Source organism: Geotalea daltonii FRC-32 (assembly GCF_000022265.1).
Classification (GTDB): domain Bacteria; phylum Desulfobacterota; class Desulfuromonadia; order Geobacterales; family Geobacteraceae; genus Geotalea; species Geotalea daltonii.
Map to the genome: position 1 here is coordinate 2,011,492 of NC_011979.1, position 20,898 is coordinate 2,032,389.

The window sequence follows — 20,898 nt, forward strand, 5'->3', positions numbered from 1 at the left end:
GATCCCAGCAGGGTTTTTCCCGTTATTTCTGCCGTTCATCTTGCCGATGGACGGCTTTTTTGTCCCTTGATTTATCATTTTTAACGGTTTAGCATACCGCAACTGCCAATTCAAATGGAGGAATCGACAATGCAGCAATATCTGGAAACAGCCGTCCGTGCCGCCAGGGCTGCCGGGGCAATGCAGAAGGAGCGGCTTTGGTCCGAGCATGACATAGAGTTCAAGGGCGAGATCAACCTGGTGACGGAGGTGGACAAGGCCTGTGAAGACCTGATTGTCCGGACCATCCGCGCCGAGTTCCCCGATCATGACATCCTGGCCGAAGAGAATGATTATGCCGCCGTCAACTCCCCATGCAAGTGGATCATCGATCCTTTGGACGGCACCACCAATTATGCCCATGGCTTTCCCTGGTTCTGCGTCTCCATTGCCCTTGAGATCGAGGGGATTGTCCAAACCGGTGTCGTCTACCACCCGATGATGGGTGAAATGTTCATCGCCATTAAAGGGCAGGGGGCCTTTGTCAACGGCAGACAGCTCCATGTCTCATCGAAGGGGCCGCTGAAGAACTGCCTGCTGGCCACCGGCTTCCCCTATGACCGGTCCTGGGACAACGAGAACAACTTCAACAACTTCATGAATTTCCAGATGACCGCCCGCGCCGTGCGTCGATTCGGCGCAGCTGCTCTTGATCTTGCCTATGTTGCTGCAGGGAGGCTGGATGGCTATTGGGAGTGCAAACTGAAGCCGTGGGATGTGGCGGCTGGACAGCTGCTGGTTTCCGAAGCCGGGGGAAAAGTTACCAATCACGATCTTGAGCCTTTTTCCGTCTACGATCATCGCATTCTGGCCACAAATGGAATAATTCACCAGGAAATGGCCGGGGTGCTGGCAAGCAAGGAAAGTCGCTCCGCTCTCGCCGATTGATACCATCCTGTCTAAACCGGCGTCTGCCACCATGGAGGCGCTGCACCATTCCCTCATTCCCCTTGCCCCCTGATAATGAATATGTTAAAAGTGTTGCACAAATAACACACAAGGGGGTCGGGCCATGGCCATAGCAACAAAAATTCAGGCATCCATCGAGAGCGCCTCATGGATTCGCAAGATGTTCGAGGAAGGGGAACGGCTACGCAAGATCCATGGCGCCGACAATGTCTATGACTTCACCCTCGGCAATCCCAATATAGAGCCGCCGGCTGAATTTTACGCCGAGTTCCGCAGCCTGGCCCAGAATCCGCTGCCGGGCATGCACCGTTACATGAGCAACGCCGGTTACGAAGATACACGCCGGGCGGTGGCGGAATTCATGGCCGGGGCATCGGGCCAGGCAGTCACCGCTGGCCAGGTAATGATGGCCTGCGGTGCCAGCGGTGCCCTGAATGTTGTGTTGAAGACCATCCTCAACCCCGGCGAAGAGGTGATCATTCTCACCCCCCATTTCGTCGAGTATAAATTCTATATCGACAATCACGGTGGCGTTCCGCGAGAGGTCTGGACTGACCGCAAGACCTTCCAGCTCGATCTTGCCGCCATCGAGGCCGCCATCAACAGCAAGACCAGGGCCATCATCGTCAACAATCCCAATAACCCGACCGGCGTCGTTTATAGTGCAGAGAGCCTGAAACAGCTGGGGGACCTGGTGCAGAAAAAAGAGCGGGTGCTGGAGCGGCAGATCTATGTCATCTCAGATGAGCCCTATTCCCGCATCGCTTACGATGGCAAACAGGTGCCGAATATATTCAACGCCGTCGACAACTCGGTCATCGTTACCTCACATTCCAAGGATCTGGCCCTGCCCGGAGAGCGGATCGGCTTCCTGGTTGCCAATCCGCGCATGACCCATGTGGATCTGTTCATGGAAGGCGCCGTTTTCTGCAACCGCACCTTGGGCTTCGTCAACGCTCCGGCCCTGATGCAGCGGCTGGTGGCCAAACTGCAGCACGCCTCGGTGGATATGAAGGCATACGAGCGGAAGCGGGACCTGCTCTACAACAACCTCACCGCCATGGGCTTCAGGATGGTCAAGCCCGACGGGGCCTTCTACCTCTTTCCCCAGTCCCCCCTTGCCGATGACGTTGAGTTCGTAAAGGCCGCCCAGAAGCACAACATCCTCCTGGTCCCCGGAGCGGGCTTCGGCGCCCCCGGCTTCTTCCGCATCGCCTACTGCGTGGATGAAGCCATGATTGAGCGGAGCCTTCCTGCCTGGCAGGCCCTGGCCGAGGAAGTGGGGATTAAACAGTGATTGGTGATTGGTGATTGGTGATTGGTGACTGGTGACTGGGGACGGAATTTGAACTTCGAACTCCGAACTTCGAACTTTGACCAAGAACCTAGAACATAGAACATAGAACTGGGGTTAAAGATGAGCGCAACGATATTGGTGGTGGACGATGAGGAGAGCATCCGCACTTCTCTGGCCGGAATTCTTGAAGACGAGGGTTACAAGACAGCCTTTGCCGTGGATGGTGTCGAGGCCCTGACCGTGGTCCAGCAGGAGATGCCTAGCCTGGTGCTCCTGGACATCTGGATGCCGCGCATGGACGGTATGCAGACGCTGCAGAAACTGAAGGACCTTTATCCAAACCTGACCGTGGTGATGATGTCGGGCCACGGCACCATCGAGACCGCGGTCAGATCGACAAAAATGGGGGCCTATGATTTTGTCGAGAAGCCCCTGTCTCTGGAGAAGGTTCTCGTCTGCGTCAATAATGCCATCAGCATGAGCAGGCTCAAGGAAGAGAACACCTCCTTGCGCAGCATCGTCCTCAAGGATCATGAGATGATCGGCAACTCAGCGCCCATGAAGCAGTTGCGCGAGCACATCAGGCTGGCCGCCCCCACTAACGCATCGGTCCTTATCACCGGTGAAAACGGCACCGGCAAGGAACTGGTAGCCCGCTCCATCCACTATGGCAGCCAGCGAGGGGACAAGCCCTTCATCGAGATCAACTGTGCCGCCATTCCTGAGGAGCTGATCGAGTCCGAGCTGTTCGGCCACGAAAAAGGGGCCTTTACCGGCGCCATTGCCCAAAAGAAGGGTAAATTCGACCTTGCCGACGGTGGCACCATCTTTCTCGATGAAATTGGCGATATGTCCCTGAAGACCCAGGCCAAGGTCTTGCGCATTCTCCAGGAGCGGAAGTTCGAGCGTGTAGGCGGCACCAGAGTGGTGGAGGTGGATGTGCGGATAATTGCCGCCACCAACAAGGTATTGGAGGAGGAAATCCGATCGGGCCACTTCCGCGAGGACCTTTTTTACCGGTTGAATGTCGTGCCGTTTCACGTGTCCCCCCTACGGGAGCGGCAGGATGACATTCCCCTGCTTGTGGAGCACTTCCTGGATAACTTCTGCCGGCGGGAAGGTCGTGACCGCAAAACCGTCGTTCCCGAGGCTGTGGAGCTGATGAAGCGCTACGAGTGGCCGGGCAACGTCCGCGAACTGAAAAACATCATCGAAAGGCTGGTGATCATGACCCCCGGCCGCACCATATCCGCCGCGCAGGTTCCCTCCTATATCGGAGCTCACGAAGGTCCACGGGATGGGGGAAAACATGGCAGTGCCCTGGAACTGAGCTCCCTGCGAGAGGCCCGGGAGGAGTTCGAGAAGGAGTTCATCATCCAAAAACTGGAAGAGAACGACTGGAACATCAGCAAGACCGCCGATGTCATCGAGCTGGAACGGAGTAACCTGCACCGCAAGATCAAGAGCTACGGCATCGATATGAAGAAGTAACCTTGTTGCCTGCCGCTCCGACGCTGCCGGTGGCCGGAGTGGCCGGTATCCCATCCCGCTTTCACTCTGCTGTTTTCATTAGATAATTTGTGTTTTCCCGAATCGGTTCTACTATTTAGGTAGAAGTTATCGCCACCATTGCATTTCTGAGCCATATGCACCCGGAGGCAGAAATCAAAATGGAGCGTCGCCTGCGATGCTTTGCCGTCGGGGCCGGAGCCGTTGCTGCGGCAATTGGTGTCGTCTGTCTCCTCGCCTGGCTCTCCGGCGCCATGACCTACCGCGGTTTATCCAGCCTGACAATCAAAACCAACGCCTCACTCTGTTTGATTCTATGTGGTACGGCCCTGATGCAGGCAGTGCCAGCCGACCCCTCTCCCCTATTGCGCTGGACAGCACGCTGTTTTGCGGCAATTTGCCTGGTGGTGGGAGGGCTGACGGTCATGGAATACCTTCCCGGCTGGGAACTGGCCATCGACCAGCTGTTGGCTGTCGAGCCCCCCGGCGCACTGGGTGTCGTAAGCCCCAATCGCATGGGGCTGCCTGCCGCTGTCAGTTTTACCCTGGGAGGAATCGCCATTTTATTCCTTCTGCACACCCCCAGGCCTTTGGTGCGCCAGAGCCAGTGGATCGGCATCATACTATGCCTGATTGCACTGCTGGGCCTGCTTGGCTATATCTATGGGGCCAGAGCATTTCATGGCGTTTCCAGTTATACGTTTGTTGCGTGGCCGACTGCCATAGCCATTGCCTTTCTTGGAGCAGGGCTCCTCTGCGCACGACCTAAGGAGGGGCTCATGGTTTCGATCACCTCTGCTGATGCGGGAGGTGTTGCAATCCGGCGGTTGCTTGCAGCCGCGATTCTGGTTCCCATAGCTCTGGGATGGCTTCATCTGCAGGGGGAGTCGCACGGGTTTTACGGGCGCATTTCCGGCACCAGGTTCCTGGTGATAGCCTGGATCGTCATCTTCTCATGGCTGGTGCATCAGACAGCGAAACGTCTTTTCCGCGCAGACGAGGCGAAGCGATCGGCACTGACGGCGCTTCAACGGACCCAGGCCCTTCTCCTGGAGGCAGAAAGACTCTCCCACACCGGCGCCTGGGAGTGGGACCTGACCAGCGACATCTGGACCTTTTCCGACGAATGGCAGCGGCTTCACGGCACCCGTGACCGGTCCCTGCGTCCCGACGAACTCTTTTCCATCGCCCATCCCGAAGACCGTCCGGCCATACGGTCAGCATTTGATGCGTTGCGCCGGGGGGCAAGCCCATACGAGATGGAGCACAGGATCGTTCGCCAGGACACTGGCGAGGTGCGTACCGTCAAGGCCAGTGGCCAGTATCTCAGGGACAGATCTGGCCGGGTGGTGAAAATATATGGGTTCGTTCAGGACATCACCGAGCAGAAACGGGCCGAGGATGAGCTGCGGAAGAGCGAAGCACGCCTGAGTACGGCACTGGATAACCTTCGTGAGGGTGTCGTCATCGCCACCGAGCGGGGGGAGGTGTTCTACTGGAATCCGTCGGGCTGGATGATGCATGGCTATGCCAATCCCGAAGAAGGACGCCGTCATCTTGCCGAGTTTGAGCAGATATTTCAACTCTCCCTGGCCGACGGCCGGGTACTGACACTCGATGAGTGGCCCATGCTCCGCATCATCCGGGGGGAAAAGGTGCAGAACTTGGAACTCCGGTTGCGCCGCCTGGATCAAGAGTGGGAGAGGGTGGTCTCTTATTCCGGCACCATTCTCCAGACCCTGGGGGAAGAGCGCCTCGTCTATCTGTCCATATGTGACATGACGGAGCAGAGGCGGGCGGAAGAGGCCCTGCAGGAACGGGAGGAGCGGTTGAGGATTTTTATCGAGCACGCCCCTGCCGCCCTTGCCATGTTCGACCGGCAGATGCGCTACGTGCATGTGAGCCGGCGCTGGCTTACGGACTATGACCTGGAAGGGCGCAATCTGCGCGGCATATGCCATTATCAGGTCTTTCCCGAGATCCCCGACCACTGGCGCCAGGTCCATGCCCGTGCCTTGGCAGGGGAGATTTTACGGGCCGATGAGGACCAATTTGTTCGCAGCGATGGTTCCATTCAGTGGGTCAGGTGGGAGGTGCGCCCCTGGCAGGACGCCAGCGGAAGAGTTGCCGGAATACTGGTATTCAGTGAGGATATCACCCACCGCAAGCACGCAGAGCAGGAGCGGGAGCGGCTGATTACCGAATTGCAGCAGTCGAACGCAGAACTGCAGCAGTTTGCCTACGTCTCGTCCCATGACCTTCAGGAGCCCATTCGCATGGTAACCAGTTACGTCCAGCTTCTGCAGAAACGCTACCAGGGAAAACTGGATGAAAAGGCAGAGATGTACATCTCGTTTATTGTCGAGGCCGCCCATCGCATGTCGTGCCTCATCAACGACCTGCTTGCCCTGTCCCGGGTGGGAAGGCGGGAACGGGAGTTCATGCCGGTAGAAACGGAACTGGTGGTGAAGGAGGCGCTGGATAACCTGCGGTTTGCCATGGAGGAAAGCGGGGCACGGATAACGAAAGACACGCTGCCGATGGTCATGGGGGACCCAGTGCAGTTGCTGCAGCTCTTCCAGAATCTGCTCGGCAATGCCATCAAATACAGGAAAAAAGAGGTGACCCCAGAGGTGCATATCTCGGCAGAACGGAAGAAAAATCAGTGGCTATTCGGGATTCACGACAACGGCATCGGCATCGAGCCCCAATACCATGAGCGAATTTTTGTCATCTTTCAGCGGCTGCACCAGAGGGAGGAATACCAGGGGACCGGCATCGGGCTCGCTATCTGTCAGAAGATCGTGGAAAATCATGGCGGCAGAATCTGGGTAGAGTCAAAGCCCGGCCTGGGCAGTACCTTTTTCTTTTCCCTTCCCATCAATAAATGAAGCCCGCCTGCACATAACCCTCATCATCCGGAAACTCAATGCTTCACTCCATTGCCGTTCCTGAGAGGGAGGATAAAATTAAAGAGAATTAAATAAATGCCGGTCTTCCAGCAGGGAGCAGGAATGCTATCTCCTCCGCACAATCGGAAGCGGACTCTACCGTCCCAGGAACAGCTCCACAGGATCAGTCTCGGACTTCTTCGGCTGCCCCTTGCCCTTGTGTCGGCCGATGCAGACGGCATGGTCGATTTCGTCAATGACAAATTCACGGAAATAACCGGCTACGAAGCCGGGGAAACCGTCGGCCGGAGTCTCTGGAGCCTGCAGTGCCAAGAAACCCCCACCTGCACCGACCTGGAGAAGTTTGTTCTCACCCGCGGGGATTGGCATGGGGAAATGGTGAACAGGAGAAAAGACGGCGCGCCGTACTGGGAATCAGTCTCCATTGCCGTGGTCAGGGATAGGGATGGTGCGATCTCCGGGTACGTGGCGGTGAAACAGGACGTATCCGAGGGAAAACAAACGGAAGAGCGACTGAAGGCGAGGGAGGCAGAGCTTAGCGAGGCCCAGCGAATCGCCCGGGTGGGCAGCTGGACCTGGGATGCGGAATCGGACACGGTCTACTGGTCGGAGCAGACCTATCGTACCTGTGGTTTCGACCAATCAGTGGCGCCGCCATCTTTTTACGGGGGCCATGGCAAGCTTTTCCCCCCCGAAGACCTGGCCCGCCTTACGCAATGTATCGATCTTGCCCTGCGGGATGGGACTCCCTATCAGTTGGATCTTCAGATGTTGTGCCCGGATACCCCCCGTTGGATAACGGTGCGGGGGGAGGCTACCCGGGATGCGGAGGGGCGGATCAAAGGCCTCAGAGGGAGCATCCAGGACATCACTGAACGGAAGCGGGCGGAGGAGGAGATTCAGTGCCAGCGCCGGCTGTTGGAGTCGGTAATCATGAATTTACCCGCCGCAGTCCTCATTGCCGTGGGCCATGACCTGCGCATCAAGATGATAAATCCTGCCTATTCCCGGCTCGCCCCGGGAAAAGAGATAATCGGCAAGACTTTTCCGGAAGTGTGGCCGGAAATTCCGGCTTTGAGGGATGTGTTTCTAAAAGTGCTGGAAACGGGTGAGCCCTATGAAGTGGTGGACGAACCCTACCATATCAGTCGCTTCCCCGGTGGCCTCCTGGAGAAGAGATACTTCAGCTGGTCACTGTTCCGGGTTCGGCTTCCGGGCAATGAGGAGTGGGGACTGCTGAATACGGCATGGGAGACTACGGAACGGAAACGGAGCGAGGATGCCCTGCGTGTCAGCGAGGAGAAATTCCGGTCCTTTTTCGAGCACGCTGCTGTCGGCATGGGAAGGGTCAGATTCACCGATGCCTGCTGGATAGACGTGAATGGGGCCTTCTGCAGGATGCTGGGTTACAGTCCCGACGCAATGAAGGCGACTCCCTGGCCCCAGATTACCCACCCGGAGGATGTGGACATGGATTTGATCCCGTTCCGCCGCATGGCCGTCGGTGAGCTCGACACCTACAGTGTCGAGAAACGCTTCATCCACAAAGACGGCCACCACGTCTGGGCCCGGCTGGCCCTGTCCCTGGTCAGGAATGCCGAAGGCCTCCCCGATTACGAAATTGCCGTCATCGAGGACATTACCGACCGGAAACGGTCGGAAGCGGAGCGGGAGCGGCTGCTGTCGGAAGTGCAACGATCCAATCAAGAACTGCAGCAGTTTGCCTATATCGCCTCCCACGATCTCCAGGAGCCCTTGCGCATGATCTCCAGCTACATTTCCCTTCTGGAACGGAAGTATAGCGGGCAGCTTGATGAAAAAGCTATAACCTACCTCAGTTATGTTGTCGATGGCGCCAAAAGGATGCAGAAGCTCATCGAGGGGCTTCTCAACTATTCCCGCATTTCCCGCGAAGCCCGGCTTGTTCCCGTGGACACCAATGAGAGCTTTTCCGCGGCAGTGGCCAATCTGGAGCAGCGGATACGGGAGTCGGGAGGGGATGTGACCAATGACCCGCTCCCCATTGTTTTAGGGGATGAGACGCAGCTCGTACAGCTCTTTCAGAACCTGGTCGGCAATGGCCTCAAGTACCGGAAGCCGGGCAGCATTCCCCATGTCCACCTGTCGGCAAGGCCCGCCGGACTGGAGTGGCTTTTTTCCGTCAGCGACAACGGTATCGGCATCGAATCCCAGCACTACGACCGCGTCTTCCAGATATTTCAGCGCCTGCACACGAAGGAGGAATATCCTGGGACCGGCATTGGCCTAGCCTTGTGCAAAAAGATCGTCGAGCGGCATGGGGGGAGGATCTGGGTTGAATCGAGGCCGGGAGAGGGAACCACCTTCTACTTTATCCTCCCCGGCGAACACTGACAACAACCTGTGAATCTGCGGGAAACAGAAGGAGAATGGGATGGCGACAGTGGCAGGGGTCGGCTTCAGCACCAACAGGAATCCCCGGGAGGCGGGTAGAGAGGCTGCTCTCAAGGCCCTTGAGCAGAAGGGGATAGGGGTGCCGGATTTTGTTTTCGTCTTTGCCTCGGTTGGGTACGATCAGCAACTCCTGATCCAGACTATTCGTGGGGCAACCGGGAGAGCCCCCCTGGCCGGCTGCTCCGGAGAAGGGATAATCACCCAGAGGGTAGCCCTTGAAACAAACTTCTGTGTCTGCGTCATGACGATAAAGTCCGATGAGCTGCATTTTCTCGGCACCCATGTTACCCATATCGCCCATGAATCGGATTATGGCGGAGAACGGCTGGCGGCTGAGATACGGCCATGGCTGGGTGCCGACACCATCGGCTGTTTTCTGTTCATAGACGGCCTTATCTTCGATTTCGACCCATTCAAAGCATCCCTGGAGAGATGCCTTCCCGGAGGAAACGAACTGCGCCTTTTTGGCGGCCTGGCAGCCGACAACTGGGTTTCCCGCAGGACATACCAGTATCATGACGATGAGGTCTTTTCGGAAGGGATCTCCTGCGTCCACATGTCCGGCAGCGGCCGCATCGCCTGCGGCATCAACCATGGCTGCGTGCCCATAGGGACAAAACATGTCATCACCCGCAGCAAAGGGAATGTGATCTATGAGATCGACGGGATCCCCGTTCTTGAACTGTTGAAGGACTACGTGGAAGGGGACTGGGAGAGCCAGTGGAACAAGATCTCCCTTAACCTCTGTCTCGGCTTCAGGGCTCCCGAGTCGATCAAGGAAGAATATGGCGATTTGGTCGTCCGCTACATGATGGGCAAGGATGACCGGCAGGGTTGCGTCATGATCCAGTCGGACGTAAGGGCTGGTACGGAGCTGTGGATCGTGCGGCGGGACAAGGAATTGATCCGCAACGGTCTTGTGGCCATTTCCGACCGGATCAAGCAGCAGACCGGCAACCGGCAGCCGAAATTCGTCATGCAGTTCGAGTGCATGGGGCGAGGGAAGGTGGTCTTCAGGGAACAGGAAAAGAACGACTTGATAACGACGCTCCAGCAGAGGATCGGGCAGGATGTACCATGGATCGGCTTTTACACCTACGGCGAAATCGGACCGGTGAGCCGTTACAACTGTCTCCATAACTTCACGGCGGTGGTCACTGCCGTTTACTGACCGGCATTTGCGGGAGCGGCATGAGTAGAGACGGTGTCCCGATAGACCCCGATGACGGCAACAGGATTCCAATGCTGCAACGGGAGATCAAGAACCTGTCCGAGCAGGTAAAACGGCTGGTCAAGGCCGAGAGCCGGCTTTACCGCTACCAGGAGGAACTTGATGCCCAATTGAAGGAGTACAAGGACCTCTATGAGCTGAACAGGAAGCTGAATGAAACCTTCGATGTGACCAGCATATTCCTGCACACGGTCGACTATCTTACCCAGCACCTGGAATACGAACGGGCCATAGCCCTGCAACGGACCGCTAACGGCGACTACCGGGTTGCAGCCTTGGCCGGATATTACGATGACCTGGAGAAAAGCTGCGTTGCAGCGCTGACCATCAGCCCTGACGCTCCTCTGCTGGCACCTCTGTCAAGGGGTGAGGAATTCCTGATCAGCACAACAGATGCAGCAGACGGTGCATTGAGAGAATTCGGCGCCAGGGGCTACCTCAATGAATTTTTCATTTTTCCCCTTGGCCGCTACGCGCCACGCGCCTTGATAGTTGTAGGGAATTCGGCAGACAAGGCGGAATTCTATCGCAAGGTGGATGCCGGTCATGAAAACCTGGTCAGTACGGGCAATGTCATCGGACTTGTCTCGTCGGCCCTGGAAAAAAACTCCCTCTATGCCGCCCTGGGGGAGAGCGAGTACCGGCTGAAAAGCGTGGTCGAAAACCTTACCGAGGGGTTGATCCTCATCGACCCTGCCGGCGAAGGTCTGCAGTGGAACCGTGCTGCCTTACTGATGCACGGGTATAGCCGTTCTGTGGACGAGGTGGCTTCTTGCCCGAAACTCGATCAGGTTTTCCAGTTGCTGCAGGTGGACGGGAAACCGTTGCCGATGGAGCAATTGCCCATCAAGCGGATCTTGCGCGGGGAGGAATTTAAAGACTACCATCTGGTTGTCCGGCGCAGAAATACCGATTGGCAGCGGACCTTCTCTTTCAGCGGCGTTCTAATCCGTGACTGTCGGGGGGAGCCGTTCATCGGCGTTCTTACCCTCCATGATGTCACATCCCGGAAGCAGTCCGAGGATGAGCGGGAGCGGCTCATTGCCGAGCTGCAGCGGTCCAATGGGGAACTTCAGCAGTTCGCCTACGTCTCGTCCCACGATCTCCAGGAGCCGATTCGCATGGTAACCAGTTACGCCCAGCTTCTGCAGAAACGGTACCAGGGGAAACTGGACGATAAGGCAGACTCCTACATATCCTACATGGTTGAAGCAGCCCACCGCATGTCCTCACTCATCGACGACCTGCTTGCCCTTTCCCGCGTCGGCCGGAGCAAAAGTCCGCCGGCCCCGGTGGCGCTGGAACCGGTGGTGCAACAGGCCCTAGATAACATGAGGATTTCCATCGGGGAAAGCGGCGCCGAGGTCACCTATGGACCTCTGCCGACGGTGCCGGGGGATGAAATACAGTTGCTGCAGCTTTTTAAGAATCTCATCGGCAATGCGGTCAAGTACCGGAAGAAGGATGTGCCGCCACGGGTCCATATCTCCGCGGTGCGCAAGGGGAATCAGTGGGTATTCGGCGTGCATGACAACGGCATCGGCATCGAGCCCCAGTACCATGAGCGGATCTTTGTCATCTTCCAGCGTCTCCACTATCGCGAAGACTATCCCGGGACCGGCATCGGGCTTTCCATCTGCCAGAAGATCGTGGAGAACCACGGGGGGAGGATCTGGGTTGAGTCAACGCTGGGGGAAGGTTCCACCTTCTATTTCACCCTTCCGGCAAAGGATGACTGATTTCGGCCCTGTTTTCTGCAAAGACCGGGCAGGTATCAGGTTTCGGCTATCTCGATCCTGTTCCTGCCCATGTTTTTTGCCCTGTAAAGTGCAGTATCTGCACGTCTGATTGCCTGGGAGAGATCCTTTTCACCCGGCAGGGTGCAGGCCACCCCTACGCTGATGGTAACGGCCAGGTCGTGTTGCTCCACATGGAACGGCTTTTCCCCCACCGAGCGGTGAATCCTTTCTGCTATGGCGATTATCTCCGTCATTGCCGTATCGGGGAGAAGAACGATGAATTCTTCTCCACCTATGCGCCCGGCCAGGTCGGAGGCGCGGCAGGAATCGGTCAGCCGGCGCGAGATTTCTTTCAGCACCTCGTCTCCCACCAGATGCCCGTAAGTATCGTTCACTGACTTGAAATAATCCACATCCATATTGAGGACGCCAATCGTCAGTTCCCCCTCCCGTTGTCGGCTGATGGCCTTGAAGTTGGCTTTGCTGAGAATATGCCGTCGGTTGAAGATGCCGGTGAGCTCATCCTTGATGGCCATCTGCTCAAGTTCAGCATGTACCTTTTTCAGTTGCCCGGTCAGTTTCCTGACCACGACGAGGGCGCCCACATGCACGGCTGAAATTACGAGCAGCAGCATGATTGCCGATGTGACCACTACATTGATGTGCTCGTTCCGGTATTTGGTCACATCAACGTAGATTTCGAAACTGCCGATGATCTTGCCGAGCTTGTCCCTGATAGGGACATAGGTTTCCACCACATCCACGTCGAAATGTTTTTCATCGGCCAGATCCAGCACCTCTTCCTTCTTTTCCAGCAGCGAATCGTTATTTCCCGCCAGTGCCCGTCCCAGCCGCACGTTATTTCCGTCCATATGGCCGATGATCTTTCGGTCCGTACTGTAGAGGATTTCTTTCTGCGGGGAATAAATCTTGATCTTGATGATGGAAAAAGGTTTGAGAAACTTGCGCAGATCCCGGTCGAGAGCCTCCACGGAATTATCGTCGATGCGGACCACGCTTCTTCCGTTTTCTTCGGAAAGAAGCAGATTCCGGTGGGCATTCAGCAGGGCGTTGCTCACATCCACCGCATCATCCTCCGCGCCGGCGACGATATGCCGCGCATAGACGGTATACAAGCCATAGGTGGAGGCAGTCATGATGAATAGCACTGAGATGGTGGCGATTATCGTCAGTGACCTGAGCAGTGAGGCAGGGTTGCTTGCGTGGGGTTTTTCGAATTTCAGGTTAGGTCGGTTCATTTGGTCCGCTTTGGTCATCTTGATAAGATTCATCGGCAAAATTTGTCATATATGAAGTTTTTTGTTGCATGGGCGGCAATTTTACGAATTTCTTCGAAGCCATACCGACCGTCAGGCGACTCTACCAGATGTGGATTAAAAAAACACGTAAACATGGCGAAGCCATGGCTATTTTGTGCCGGCGGCAGACGATAAAACATTTAATGGAGGTGGCAACTGTGCTATAGATATGCAGGCATTCCTGCTACAATTCTTACCCTGCACACCCCACCAATCGAAGGAGCCAGTCATGTATCTGTTGCGAAAGGCTATTTCTCTGCTGAAAGTGGCAGCACTTTTCATTATCCTGACTTCCTGCGCTGCCGGCAATGCCCCACTCACCAAGGGAGCGAATACTCTGAATGCCGAGCGCCCCAAAGACGAAGCGTGCCGCACGGAATTGAAAAGGGAAGTTTCCACGCTGAACGTGGGTGTGGAGGCGTCGGCGGGGGAGCTTGCCGACATGTTGAACCGGATGATACCCAAGGAGCTCTACAAGGGCTCGACCAAGACCAAGGGACTTACTGCCGACCTGCTGCGAACTGGTCCCATTGCCGTCAGTGCCGCCGATAACTTCATCCATCTGACCATTCCCATCTCCATGTCCCTGAGCTACGGCATGTTCGAGACTCCGGCCGTGGCCACCAAGCTCAAGTTCAAGATGGGCGCCAGGGTCGCCCCGGACTGGAAAGTCAACGCCGAGGTCTATTATGTGGGACTTACCGACCTTCTTGCTGAAAATGTGGGCATCGGCCCCATCTCCATCAAGCCGCGCAGCATCGTCGAAGGAATCACCCAGCCGGTGCAACGGACCCTGTCGGAGCTCATCAGCAGAAAGCTCAACGAACAGTTCCCCCTTAAGGCCCAGGTGGCAAAAGCCTGGAGCGCCGCCCAAAAGCCGGTTCTGCTGGATAAGAACTACAACGCCTGGCTGACCATCATCCCCCAGGAGGTGATCCTTTACCCGCTCTATGCCCAGAAAAACCAGGTGAAGCTCAGTGTCGGGCTGAAATCTTATGCCGAACTGGTGGTGGGTCCCCAGCCACCGGTTCGCCCTATCGTTCCCCTGCCGAACCTGAAACTGATCAGCGGAAGCGAGCGGAATTTTCGCGTCGCCCTCAACACCGACCTCTTTTACAGGGATCTTCGCGCCATTGCCCAACCGCTTCTTCTCAACAAGGAACTGGGCAGCGACGGCAGAAAAGTGATGCTGAAGGACCTGGACCTGTACGGCAACGGCGAGCGGCTGATGGTAAAGGTGGTGACGACCGGTGACCTGGAGGGAACCTTCTACCTTACCTGCAAGCCATCCTTCAATGCACAGACCAATGTTTTTTCCGTGGAGGACGTGGATTTCGAGATGCAGACCAAAAGCCTGCTGCTCCAGTCAGCCGACTGGTTCCTTCACGGCACCATCAGGAACACCATCCGGGAAAAGCTCAACATGGACCTGACCCAGCGCGTAACACAGGCCAGGGAGATGGCTGGCAAGGCCATGGCAAAGGTCAGCCTGGCGGAAAATGTCTTTCTCAACGGCAGCGTCAAGACTTTGAAGCTGAATGACGTCATGGTACAGAAAGACAAGATCTCCATTCAGGTCTATGCGGAAGGGGAGACGGCGGTGGTGTTTCATTGAGTGTGGCCGGCAGAGTTTTGGGATTTCCCGGTGCGGAGAGCACATAAAAGGTTGAACAATTGCGAAGGAGTAGGTTGTGCTGAGACTTTTCAGGATAGAGAACGGGCTGATCAAGGAGATGGTAGTGGATCCGGCGGCGCTGTCGGACCAGCTCCGGCATGCGGACTGGATAGATATTCACGAGCCGAACGACAGTGAGCGGGAGCTCCTGGAGCTGCTGCTGCATACCGATCTGCCCGAATCGGACGAGTACGACGAAATCGAGACTTCGGCCCGCTGTTTCGTGGATCAGGCGGGAATCCACGTCCACTCGCTGTTTTTGTCCCAGTCGGAGGGGCGGCATTCAACCGTTACCGTGGCCTGTATTCTCCAGAGCAGCCATCTCATCACGATCCGCGAGGGGGACCTTGCCGACTTCCGGCTGCTGCGCATGCGCGCCCGGCGGGGGCAGATCGAGTGCCGTTCACCATCTGAACTGCTGGTCACCCTTTTCGAGCAGAAAGTTGAGAACCACGCCGACATCCTTGAGGACATCCATCGTCAATTGGAGAGCGTCGGCCACCTGGTCCTGGAAAATGAGGAGGCCGACCTGGAAGACGCCATCAGCAAGCTGGCCAGGCTGGAAGACAGCAACGGCAAGATCCGCCTCTGCCTCATGGATACCCAGAGGATCGTCTCCTTCCTCCTGCGCCATCTGCGCGACCAGCCCGGTCACGGGGACACCCTGCGCGAGATCATGCGGGATACGGAAACCCTCATGTCCCACACCACCTTTCTCTTCGATAAGATCAACTTCCTCATGGACTCCACCCAAGGGTTCATCAACATCGAGCAGAACAAGATCATCAAGATCTTTTCCATCGCCGCCGTGGTCTTTCTGCCCCCCACACTGGTGGCCAGCATCTACGGCATGAACTTCGACTTCATGCCGGAACTGAAACTGCAACTTGGCTATCCCGGCTCCCTGGTCCTGATGCTCCTTTCCGGCATCGCCCCGTACTGGTATTTCAAGCGCAAAGGATGGCTGTGAAAAGGCTTCGCTTTCTGCCGCTAAATTAAAGACTTCGCAAGAGGTGTCGTGTCTACACATTGACAAAAAATATCTCAACCAGCCGGTTGCACACCGCCCAAAAACCGGCGGGTGAACCGGGCACCCCGTTGGGCAATTAAGAGAAAATGATAGAAACTGACCATAAAGCACTGAAGCACATCTATCGAGAACTTATTATGATCGTTACCGCAGCGGTCAACGAATGGGATCCTTATGCCCTCATCAAAGGTGGTGCACCAGAGGATGAATTTTCAGAAGAGGTCTCGAGAATAGCTGCCAAGGTCTTGGACATTAAATCGTCTACAGCGAAACTAAAACCGATAAAAACTAGGAACAGTGATGTATTGCAAGGGAAACGGCTGGTTGTCTTGGATATTCCCGATAACTATGGCCATATAAACCCAGAGCTGGTGAGGATCTAGAAAACAAGATTCCCCAGTATTGAAATGATACAACAAACCCCGCTGGCAACAGCGGGGTTTGTTGTTGTGGCGCGGACTCCCAAGGGGAGTCCACTCATATGGCAGGGGGGGCTACTGCTTCAGTAAGAGGGAAATGGTGCTGGTCGATCCGTCGTCCAGGACGGCCCGGATCTGGTAGGTGCCGGAAGTAAGGTCCTTGGTGTAGAGATTGTAAATGTACATGCCCTCACTGACCCTGAAGTAATTTCCGGTGTCTGCGTTGGTGGAAGTCACTTCTATGGGATCTCCAACCGGCTCGCTGGCCGAGTATTGCTGCAGAAAGAGCATTGCGACTGCAGAAGTGACGGTGGAGCCGTTTGCATCGCACAGAGCAAGTTTTACCGGTATTGTGGAGCCAAGTTTGAAGGGCCTGAGCAGGCTTACCGGGGTTAAGAAGTTGCCGCTACAACCATATCTAACCTGAATAGTCGCTGTAGCGGTCGTAGTGTTGCCGAAATCGTCAACCGCGGTGAACACTACCTGTTTTGCCCCGACACTGTCAAGAACGGGAGTTGTGAAGGTGATGGTGACCGATTGATCCACATAATCAACGGCTGTAGCGCCATTGAGAAATGCCTGCACAGCGGGATCATTGACTGAGGTGTTCAGCAGCACGGTGATGGCGGCGGGTACCGTCAGAAGTGGTGATGTCGTGTCGCGTACAGTAACGGTGAAGCTTCCCGTGGCTTTATTGTTGTAATCATCGGTTGCGGTGCAGGTTACGGTCGTTGTCCCCAGCGGGAATACAGACCCGGAAGGGGGCGTGCAGACCACGGCTGGCGCCGCTGTAACGAGATCTTTTGCGGTCACGCTGAATTGCACCGTCGCGCCGTTTGCAGACAGAGCTTCGACGGTCTGAGCGGCAGGGATGGAAAGTTCCGGAGGGGTGGTATCGACAATGGTTATGGTCTGTGCGGCCGTTCCCTTATTACCTGCCTTGTCCACTGCGGTCCAGGTTACGACGGTTGTGCCGATCGGGAATCCTGCAGGAGGGGCATCGCTGGTGACTGAGACGACGCCAACGAGATCTGTAGCGGTGGCAGTGCCGATGGCTACGGCCGTAAGCTTACCGGTTGCCTCGACGGTCAGGTTGAGTGGGGGCGTGACGAGCGGCGCAGTGGTATCGACGACTGTGGCCTTTCGGGTTACCTCTGGGGCGAGGTTGCCCGCGGCATCGGCGACGTTATAGGTAATGGTGTAGTCTCCGGGCTTCAGGGTATCCACCAGATTGACCGTCACGATGCTGCTGGTGATGTCACCGTCACGATCGTCAAAGGCTGTGGCTCCGGCATCCGCATAGGCATTTCCTGCTTCCACCGATACTGTCGGGGAACCAAGGAGGGTGATGACCGGCGGAACCATGTCGCGGGCCAGATAGACTTCGATTATGCTCTCGAATGTGGTGCTGTTTCCGGCCCGATCGGTGGCAACGGCGGTAATGACGTGCTCACCGATAGAGGGCCGGTCCAGGGTTCCTGCATAGGAAACGGCAACCGGTGTTGTGTCGTTTTCAGCACCGGTAGTGGTGCTGATCAGGGCGCCGTCCAGATAGACTTGAAGCGTGTAGCCATACCCCTGATCGGAGGCCTGGACGGAGAAGGGAATAACCGTCTCGGTGTCGGGGAAGCGGGTACCGCTGGCTGGGGTTATGGAAACCGCAGGCAGCCAATGATCGGCAAATACCACACGTTGGTCGGTTGCCTGGGCGTTGGACACATCGGTGGCGGTTATATTCAGGATATTCTTGCCGGAAGAAAGGGGGATGGTGTGATCGAAGGTAACCTCATTGGTCGAGCTCCCCGGTACGGGGGTGACGACCGCGGCTTCACTGTTCACGACTATGTTTTCTATGGTGGAGCCACTGTACGATCTTCCTGTTACCGGTACGGAACTGGCATTGGTGATCAGGTCCTCCTGGGGGGACATGACGATCAGCGTCGGACCGGGGACGTCGAAAAATTTAGTCGTATTGCAGGCCAGACTGAAGGTTATGGGAGGAAAGATGATCTGGCTGCCGTCTTCCGCATAGACACGAACGGTGGTCAAGGTGTAGTTCGCTGCGGGGCCGAAAATTTCCAGGTCGGGGTTGGCAATCTTGTTAACCGAAGAGGATGCGCTGACAGCTGCGGAAAGGTCGTCAACATTATTGGTTTTGTGGGTGCCATTGCCGGACATGTAGGGGGAACTCAGCAAACCGCCTCCCACGGCGCGGAACCTGAAAATAGCCGAGCCGAAACAATAATTGAAATCTTTCTGGTTTTCCGCTCCTGAGGCAATGTGCACAGGATTGCCGAAATAGTTTCTGCCATCGTAGCTGAGTTTGTAATCGTTAAAGCTCAAGATTGAATATTTTGTGTATGGAGCGACGAAGTCTTTTCTCAGGCTGAAACCAACGGTATCCCAATCGCCGGTTGTCATGAACAGTTTGTACTGACGCACCGGCGGACGCTTGTAGTTCCCCGTTACATCTCTGCGGAGGTAGACGTAGGCATAATTGGTGTTTTTATAGGCCCATTTGTTCGTTTCCCAGATGGCATCCTGTCCATTCAAGGTCATCGTGTAGTATCTCAGATCCTCGTTCTTGACGGTGCCGGAGAAGTTGATCGAACCGTTCAGGAAGGCTCCTTCGCCGGAAAAATCGAGAAGGGTGGTCTGGTTGGGATATACCGTGAACCTGTTGTTGATTTGGCTGCCGTTTTTGTACGGCCAGCGCAGGTTGCTGTCTATACTGCTGTCAAAGAAGGTGTAGGGATAGACGTAATAGCTGTAGGAGTTGCCGGAAAAGGTGTAATTCCTGGTGTAGCTTCCAGGGTTTGCAGGTATGGTGATGCCGGCAGCCGAGTGGCTGGCGAAATTTGCAGCGGGCAGCCCGGCGAGGTCGACATTCCCGGCCAAAGTACCCGTATAAGTGGTCGGTGGTGGGGGCGGGTCGCTGGGGACAGGGGCGACAAAACTAATATTCAGGGGGACGATCACCGTTTCACCCGGTTGCACGTCCTGCAGCGACAGGTTGTATGGGGCGGCTGCGTTCGAGTTGAAGTAATAATACCTTCCTCCGGTGGCGCTATAGACATACACCGCGGCGGCAAGGGCAATCTGCTGGTTCGGCACCACGGGAATGTCCCAGTAATAGCTTCTGGTCGTAAAGCTGGTCGTATAGGAGCTGGTCGTGTATGTTCTTTCGCCCGTCGTTACATTTTTAACAGCGCTGGAATTGTAGCCATAGGAATAAGTTGTGGGATCGCCGGTGATATTCACCTGGAATCGCACCGTGCCCACGTTGTAGATGTAGTCGTTGGCAACCGTCTGGTTGGGTGCGACCTTGATGGTCCTGTTGTTGAAGGAGACGGTCGAGTACGGTGCATTCGCCCCCGAGACACCGCAGGAAGCGGCTACGCTGTAATTCCAGTCTCCACCCTGGACTGTCAGCTGATAATTGGGACTGTTGTAGGTGGTTTTGCTTGCCGTATAGCCGCCCCCGGTGGCGTTCAATGAAATACTGGTAGGGGTGTAGCCGGGAAGGCTGACCTGACCCGCGATGTAGCCTGGGTCGAGCGTAACTGCTGCGGCTTGTGACACGGGAAGTAAAGTGATAAAAAGCAGCAGGATAATCCTAAGATAGTGTGATGTCATATATGAACTCCTCTGAAATGTTCATTATAAAATCAGAACCCGTTCTCTCCCTTGACGTCGACCGATGTACGTTCACCGGCCTGGTTGGTGTATTCGATCCGCCACACCAACTTTTCTTCAGGCTCAGCTGCCGCAATGATGTCGTTTGCCAATGTCGCTATCTGTAGCACCTCTGACTGGCGGCCATCAGGAATGGTGCCGAAAAAAACAGGAACATCATTGGGCAGGTAGGGGTTCTGCATGGGAATTGAGACAAGGATGTCCTGGGCATCACTACCACTGCGGTTGATGACATTGATCATCACGTTAGCGCTGGTTTTCACCTCGTCCTTGACTACGTTTTCCTGCCGGAAAATCAGATGAAACGGGGGCGGGCCCTCCGCCGCCAGGGTCGGTAGCGCGGGTAAGGACAGGAGCAGACATACCACGATAAGAGCTTTTCTCATTTGACGCACCTCCATAGATTTTGTGACCTCGACAAGTCAGTAATGTAAAACAATTAAGTAGAAATGTGTAATATTATAAAATTAATTTTCACATATTAAGTGTGGTGCTCGCCCCCATGTTTTGGCAGGTATGTGAGGATTTAATGTTGGGACCATTCCTGTGTGCTGCTTTCTTCCTCCCCCTCTTATCCAACCGTCGTTGAGCTCATTGTAATGAAAAGATAATGTCGTTTTATAATAATAGTTTAATAATTCTTTGCGTTGGGCCTTGAAGCCGAAGAGTAGATGCCCGTGTCTTGAATTG

General features: G+C 55.7%; 13 protein-coding genes. 10 read left to right on the forward strand and 3 right to left on the reverse strand.

All coding sequences use genetic code 11. The features are described from left to right. Window positions 1-129 precede the first annotated feature (129 nt). The 7 genes from GEOB_RS09055 (at window position 130) to GEOB_RS19315 (ending at window position 12,069) form a co-directional block, all read left to right on the forward strand. Window positions 130-927: an inositol monophosphatase family protein gene (locus tag GEOB_RS09055; RefSeq protein ID WP_012646908.1), complete on the forward strand. Its 798-nt coding sequence runs from the start codon at window positions 130-132 to the stop codon at window positions 925-927. Between the two features lie 124 nt (window positions 928-1,051). After that, window positions 1,052-2,245, forward strand: a complete 1,194-nt coding sequence (locus GEOB_RS09060) for a pyridoxal phosphate-dependent aminotransferase (protein ID WP_012646909.1) — start codon at window positions 1,052-1,054, stop codon at window positions 2,243-2,245. Window positions 2,246-2,365: 120 nt separating this feature from the next. Continuing rightward, window positions 2,366-3,736, forward strand: a complete 1,371-nt coding sequence (locus GEOB_RS09065) for a sigma-54-dependent transcriptional regulator (RefSeq protein WP_012646910.1) — start codon at window positions 2,366-2,368, stop codon at window positions 3,734-3,736. Between the two features lie 179 nt (window positions 3,737-3,915). After that, entirely contained in the window at window positions 3,916-6,645 is a 2,730-nt protein-coding gene (locus GEOB_RS19305; RefSeq protein ID WP_012646911.1) for a PAS domain S-box protein, read from the forward strand. A gap of 123 nt (window positions 6,646-6,768) precedes the next feature. Beyond that, on the forward strand, window positions 6,769-9,039 hold the full coding sequence (locus GEOB_RS19310; protein ID WP_012646912.1) for a PAS domain-containing sensor histidine kinase: 2,271 nt from the start codon (window positions 6,769-6,771) through the stop codon (window positions 9,037-9,039). 40 nt (window positions 9,040-9,079) lie between these two features. Beyond that, window positions 9,080-10,270, forward strand: a complete 1,191-nt coding sequence (locus GEOB_RS09080) for an FIST signal transduction protein (RefSeq protein ID WP_012646913.1) — start codon at window positions 9,080-9,082, stop codon at window positions 10,268-10,270. A 20-nt stretch (window positions 10,271-10,290) separates the two neighbouring features. Further along, window positions 10,291-12,069, forward strand: coding sequence for a sensor histidine kinase (locus GEOB_RS19315; protein ID WP_083767133.1), 1,779 nt, complete (start codon window positions 10,291-10,293; stop codon window positions 12,067-12,069). 35 nt (window positions 12,070-12,104) lie between these two features. Here the strand turns inward: GEOB_RS19315 and GEOB_RS09090 are convergent, their stop codons facing one another. After that, window positions 12,105-13,328 (reverse strand): GGDEF domain-containing protein, encoded by a 1,224-nt coding sequence (locus GEOB_RS09090; RefSeq protein WP_195892568.1) that lies wholly within the window; start codon window positions 13,326-13,328, stop codon window positions 12,105-12,107. A gap of 289 nt (window positions 13,329-13,617) precedes the next feature. Here GEOB_RS09090 and GEOB_RS09095 point away from each other — a divergent pair, with 289 nt between their 5' ends. The 3 genes from GEOB_RS09095 to GEOB_RS09105 all read left to right on the forward strand — a co-directional run bounded on the left by GEOB_RS09095 (window position 13,618) and on the right by GEOB_RS09105 (window position 16,476). Then, window positions 13,618-15,003 carry a DUF4403 family protein gene (locus GEOB_RS09095; protein ID WP_012646916.1) on the forward strand — a complete coding sequence of 462 codons (1,386 nt, stop codon included), beginning with the start codon at window positions 13,618-13,620 and terminating at the stop codon, window positions 15,001-15,003. A gap of 76 nt (window positions 15,004-15,079) precedes the next feature. Continuing rightward, complete coding sequence (gene corA, locus GEOB_RS09100; RefSeq protein ID WP_012646917.1) at window positions 15,080-16,033, forward strand: magnesium/cobalt transporter CorA; 954 nt, start codon at window positions 15,080-15,082, stop codon at window positions 16,031-16,033. Between the two features lie 146 nt (window positions 16,034-16,179). After that, window positions 16,180-16,476: a hypothetical protein gene (locus GEOB_RS09105; protein ID WP_041267109.1), complete on the forward strand. Its 297-nt coding sequence runs from the start codon at window positions 16,180-16,182 to the stop codon at window positions 16,474-16,476. A gap of 111 nt (window positions 16,477-16,587) precedes the next feature. Here the strand turns inward: GEOB_RS09105 and GEOB_RS09110 are convergent, their stop codons facing one another. Next, a complete protein-coding gene (locus GEOB_RS09110) occupies window positions 16,588-20,148 on the reverse strand; it encodes an HYR domain-containing protein (RefSeq protein WP_012646919.1) in 3,561 nt (1,186 codons plus the stop codon). Window positions 20,149-20,180: 32 nt separating this feature from the next. Next, complete coding sequence (locus tag GEOB_RS09115) at window positions 20,181-20,594, reverse strand: hypothetical protein (protein WP_012646920.1); 414 nt, start codon at window positions 20,592-20,594, stop codon at window positions 20,181-20,183. Between the last annotated feature and the right edge of the window lie 304 nt (window positions 20,595-20,898).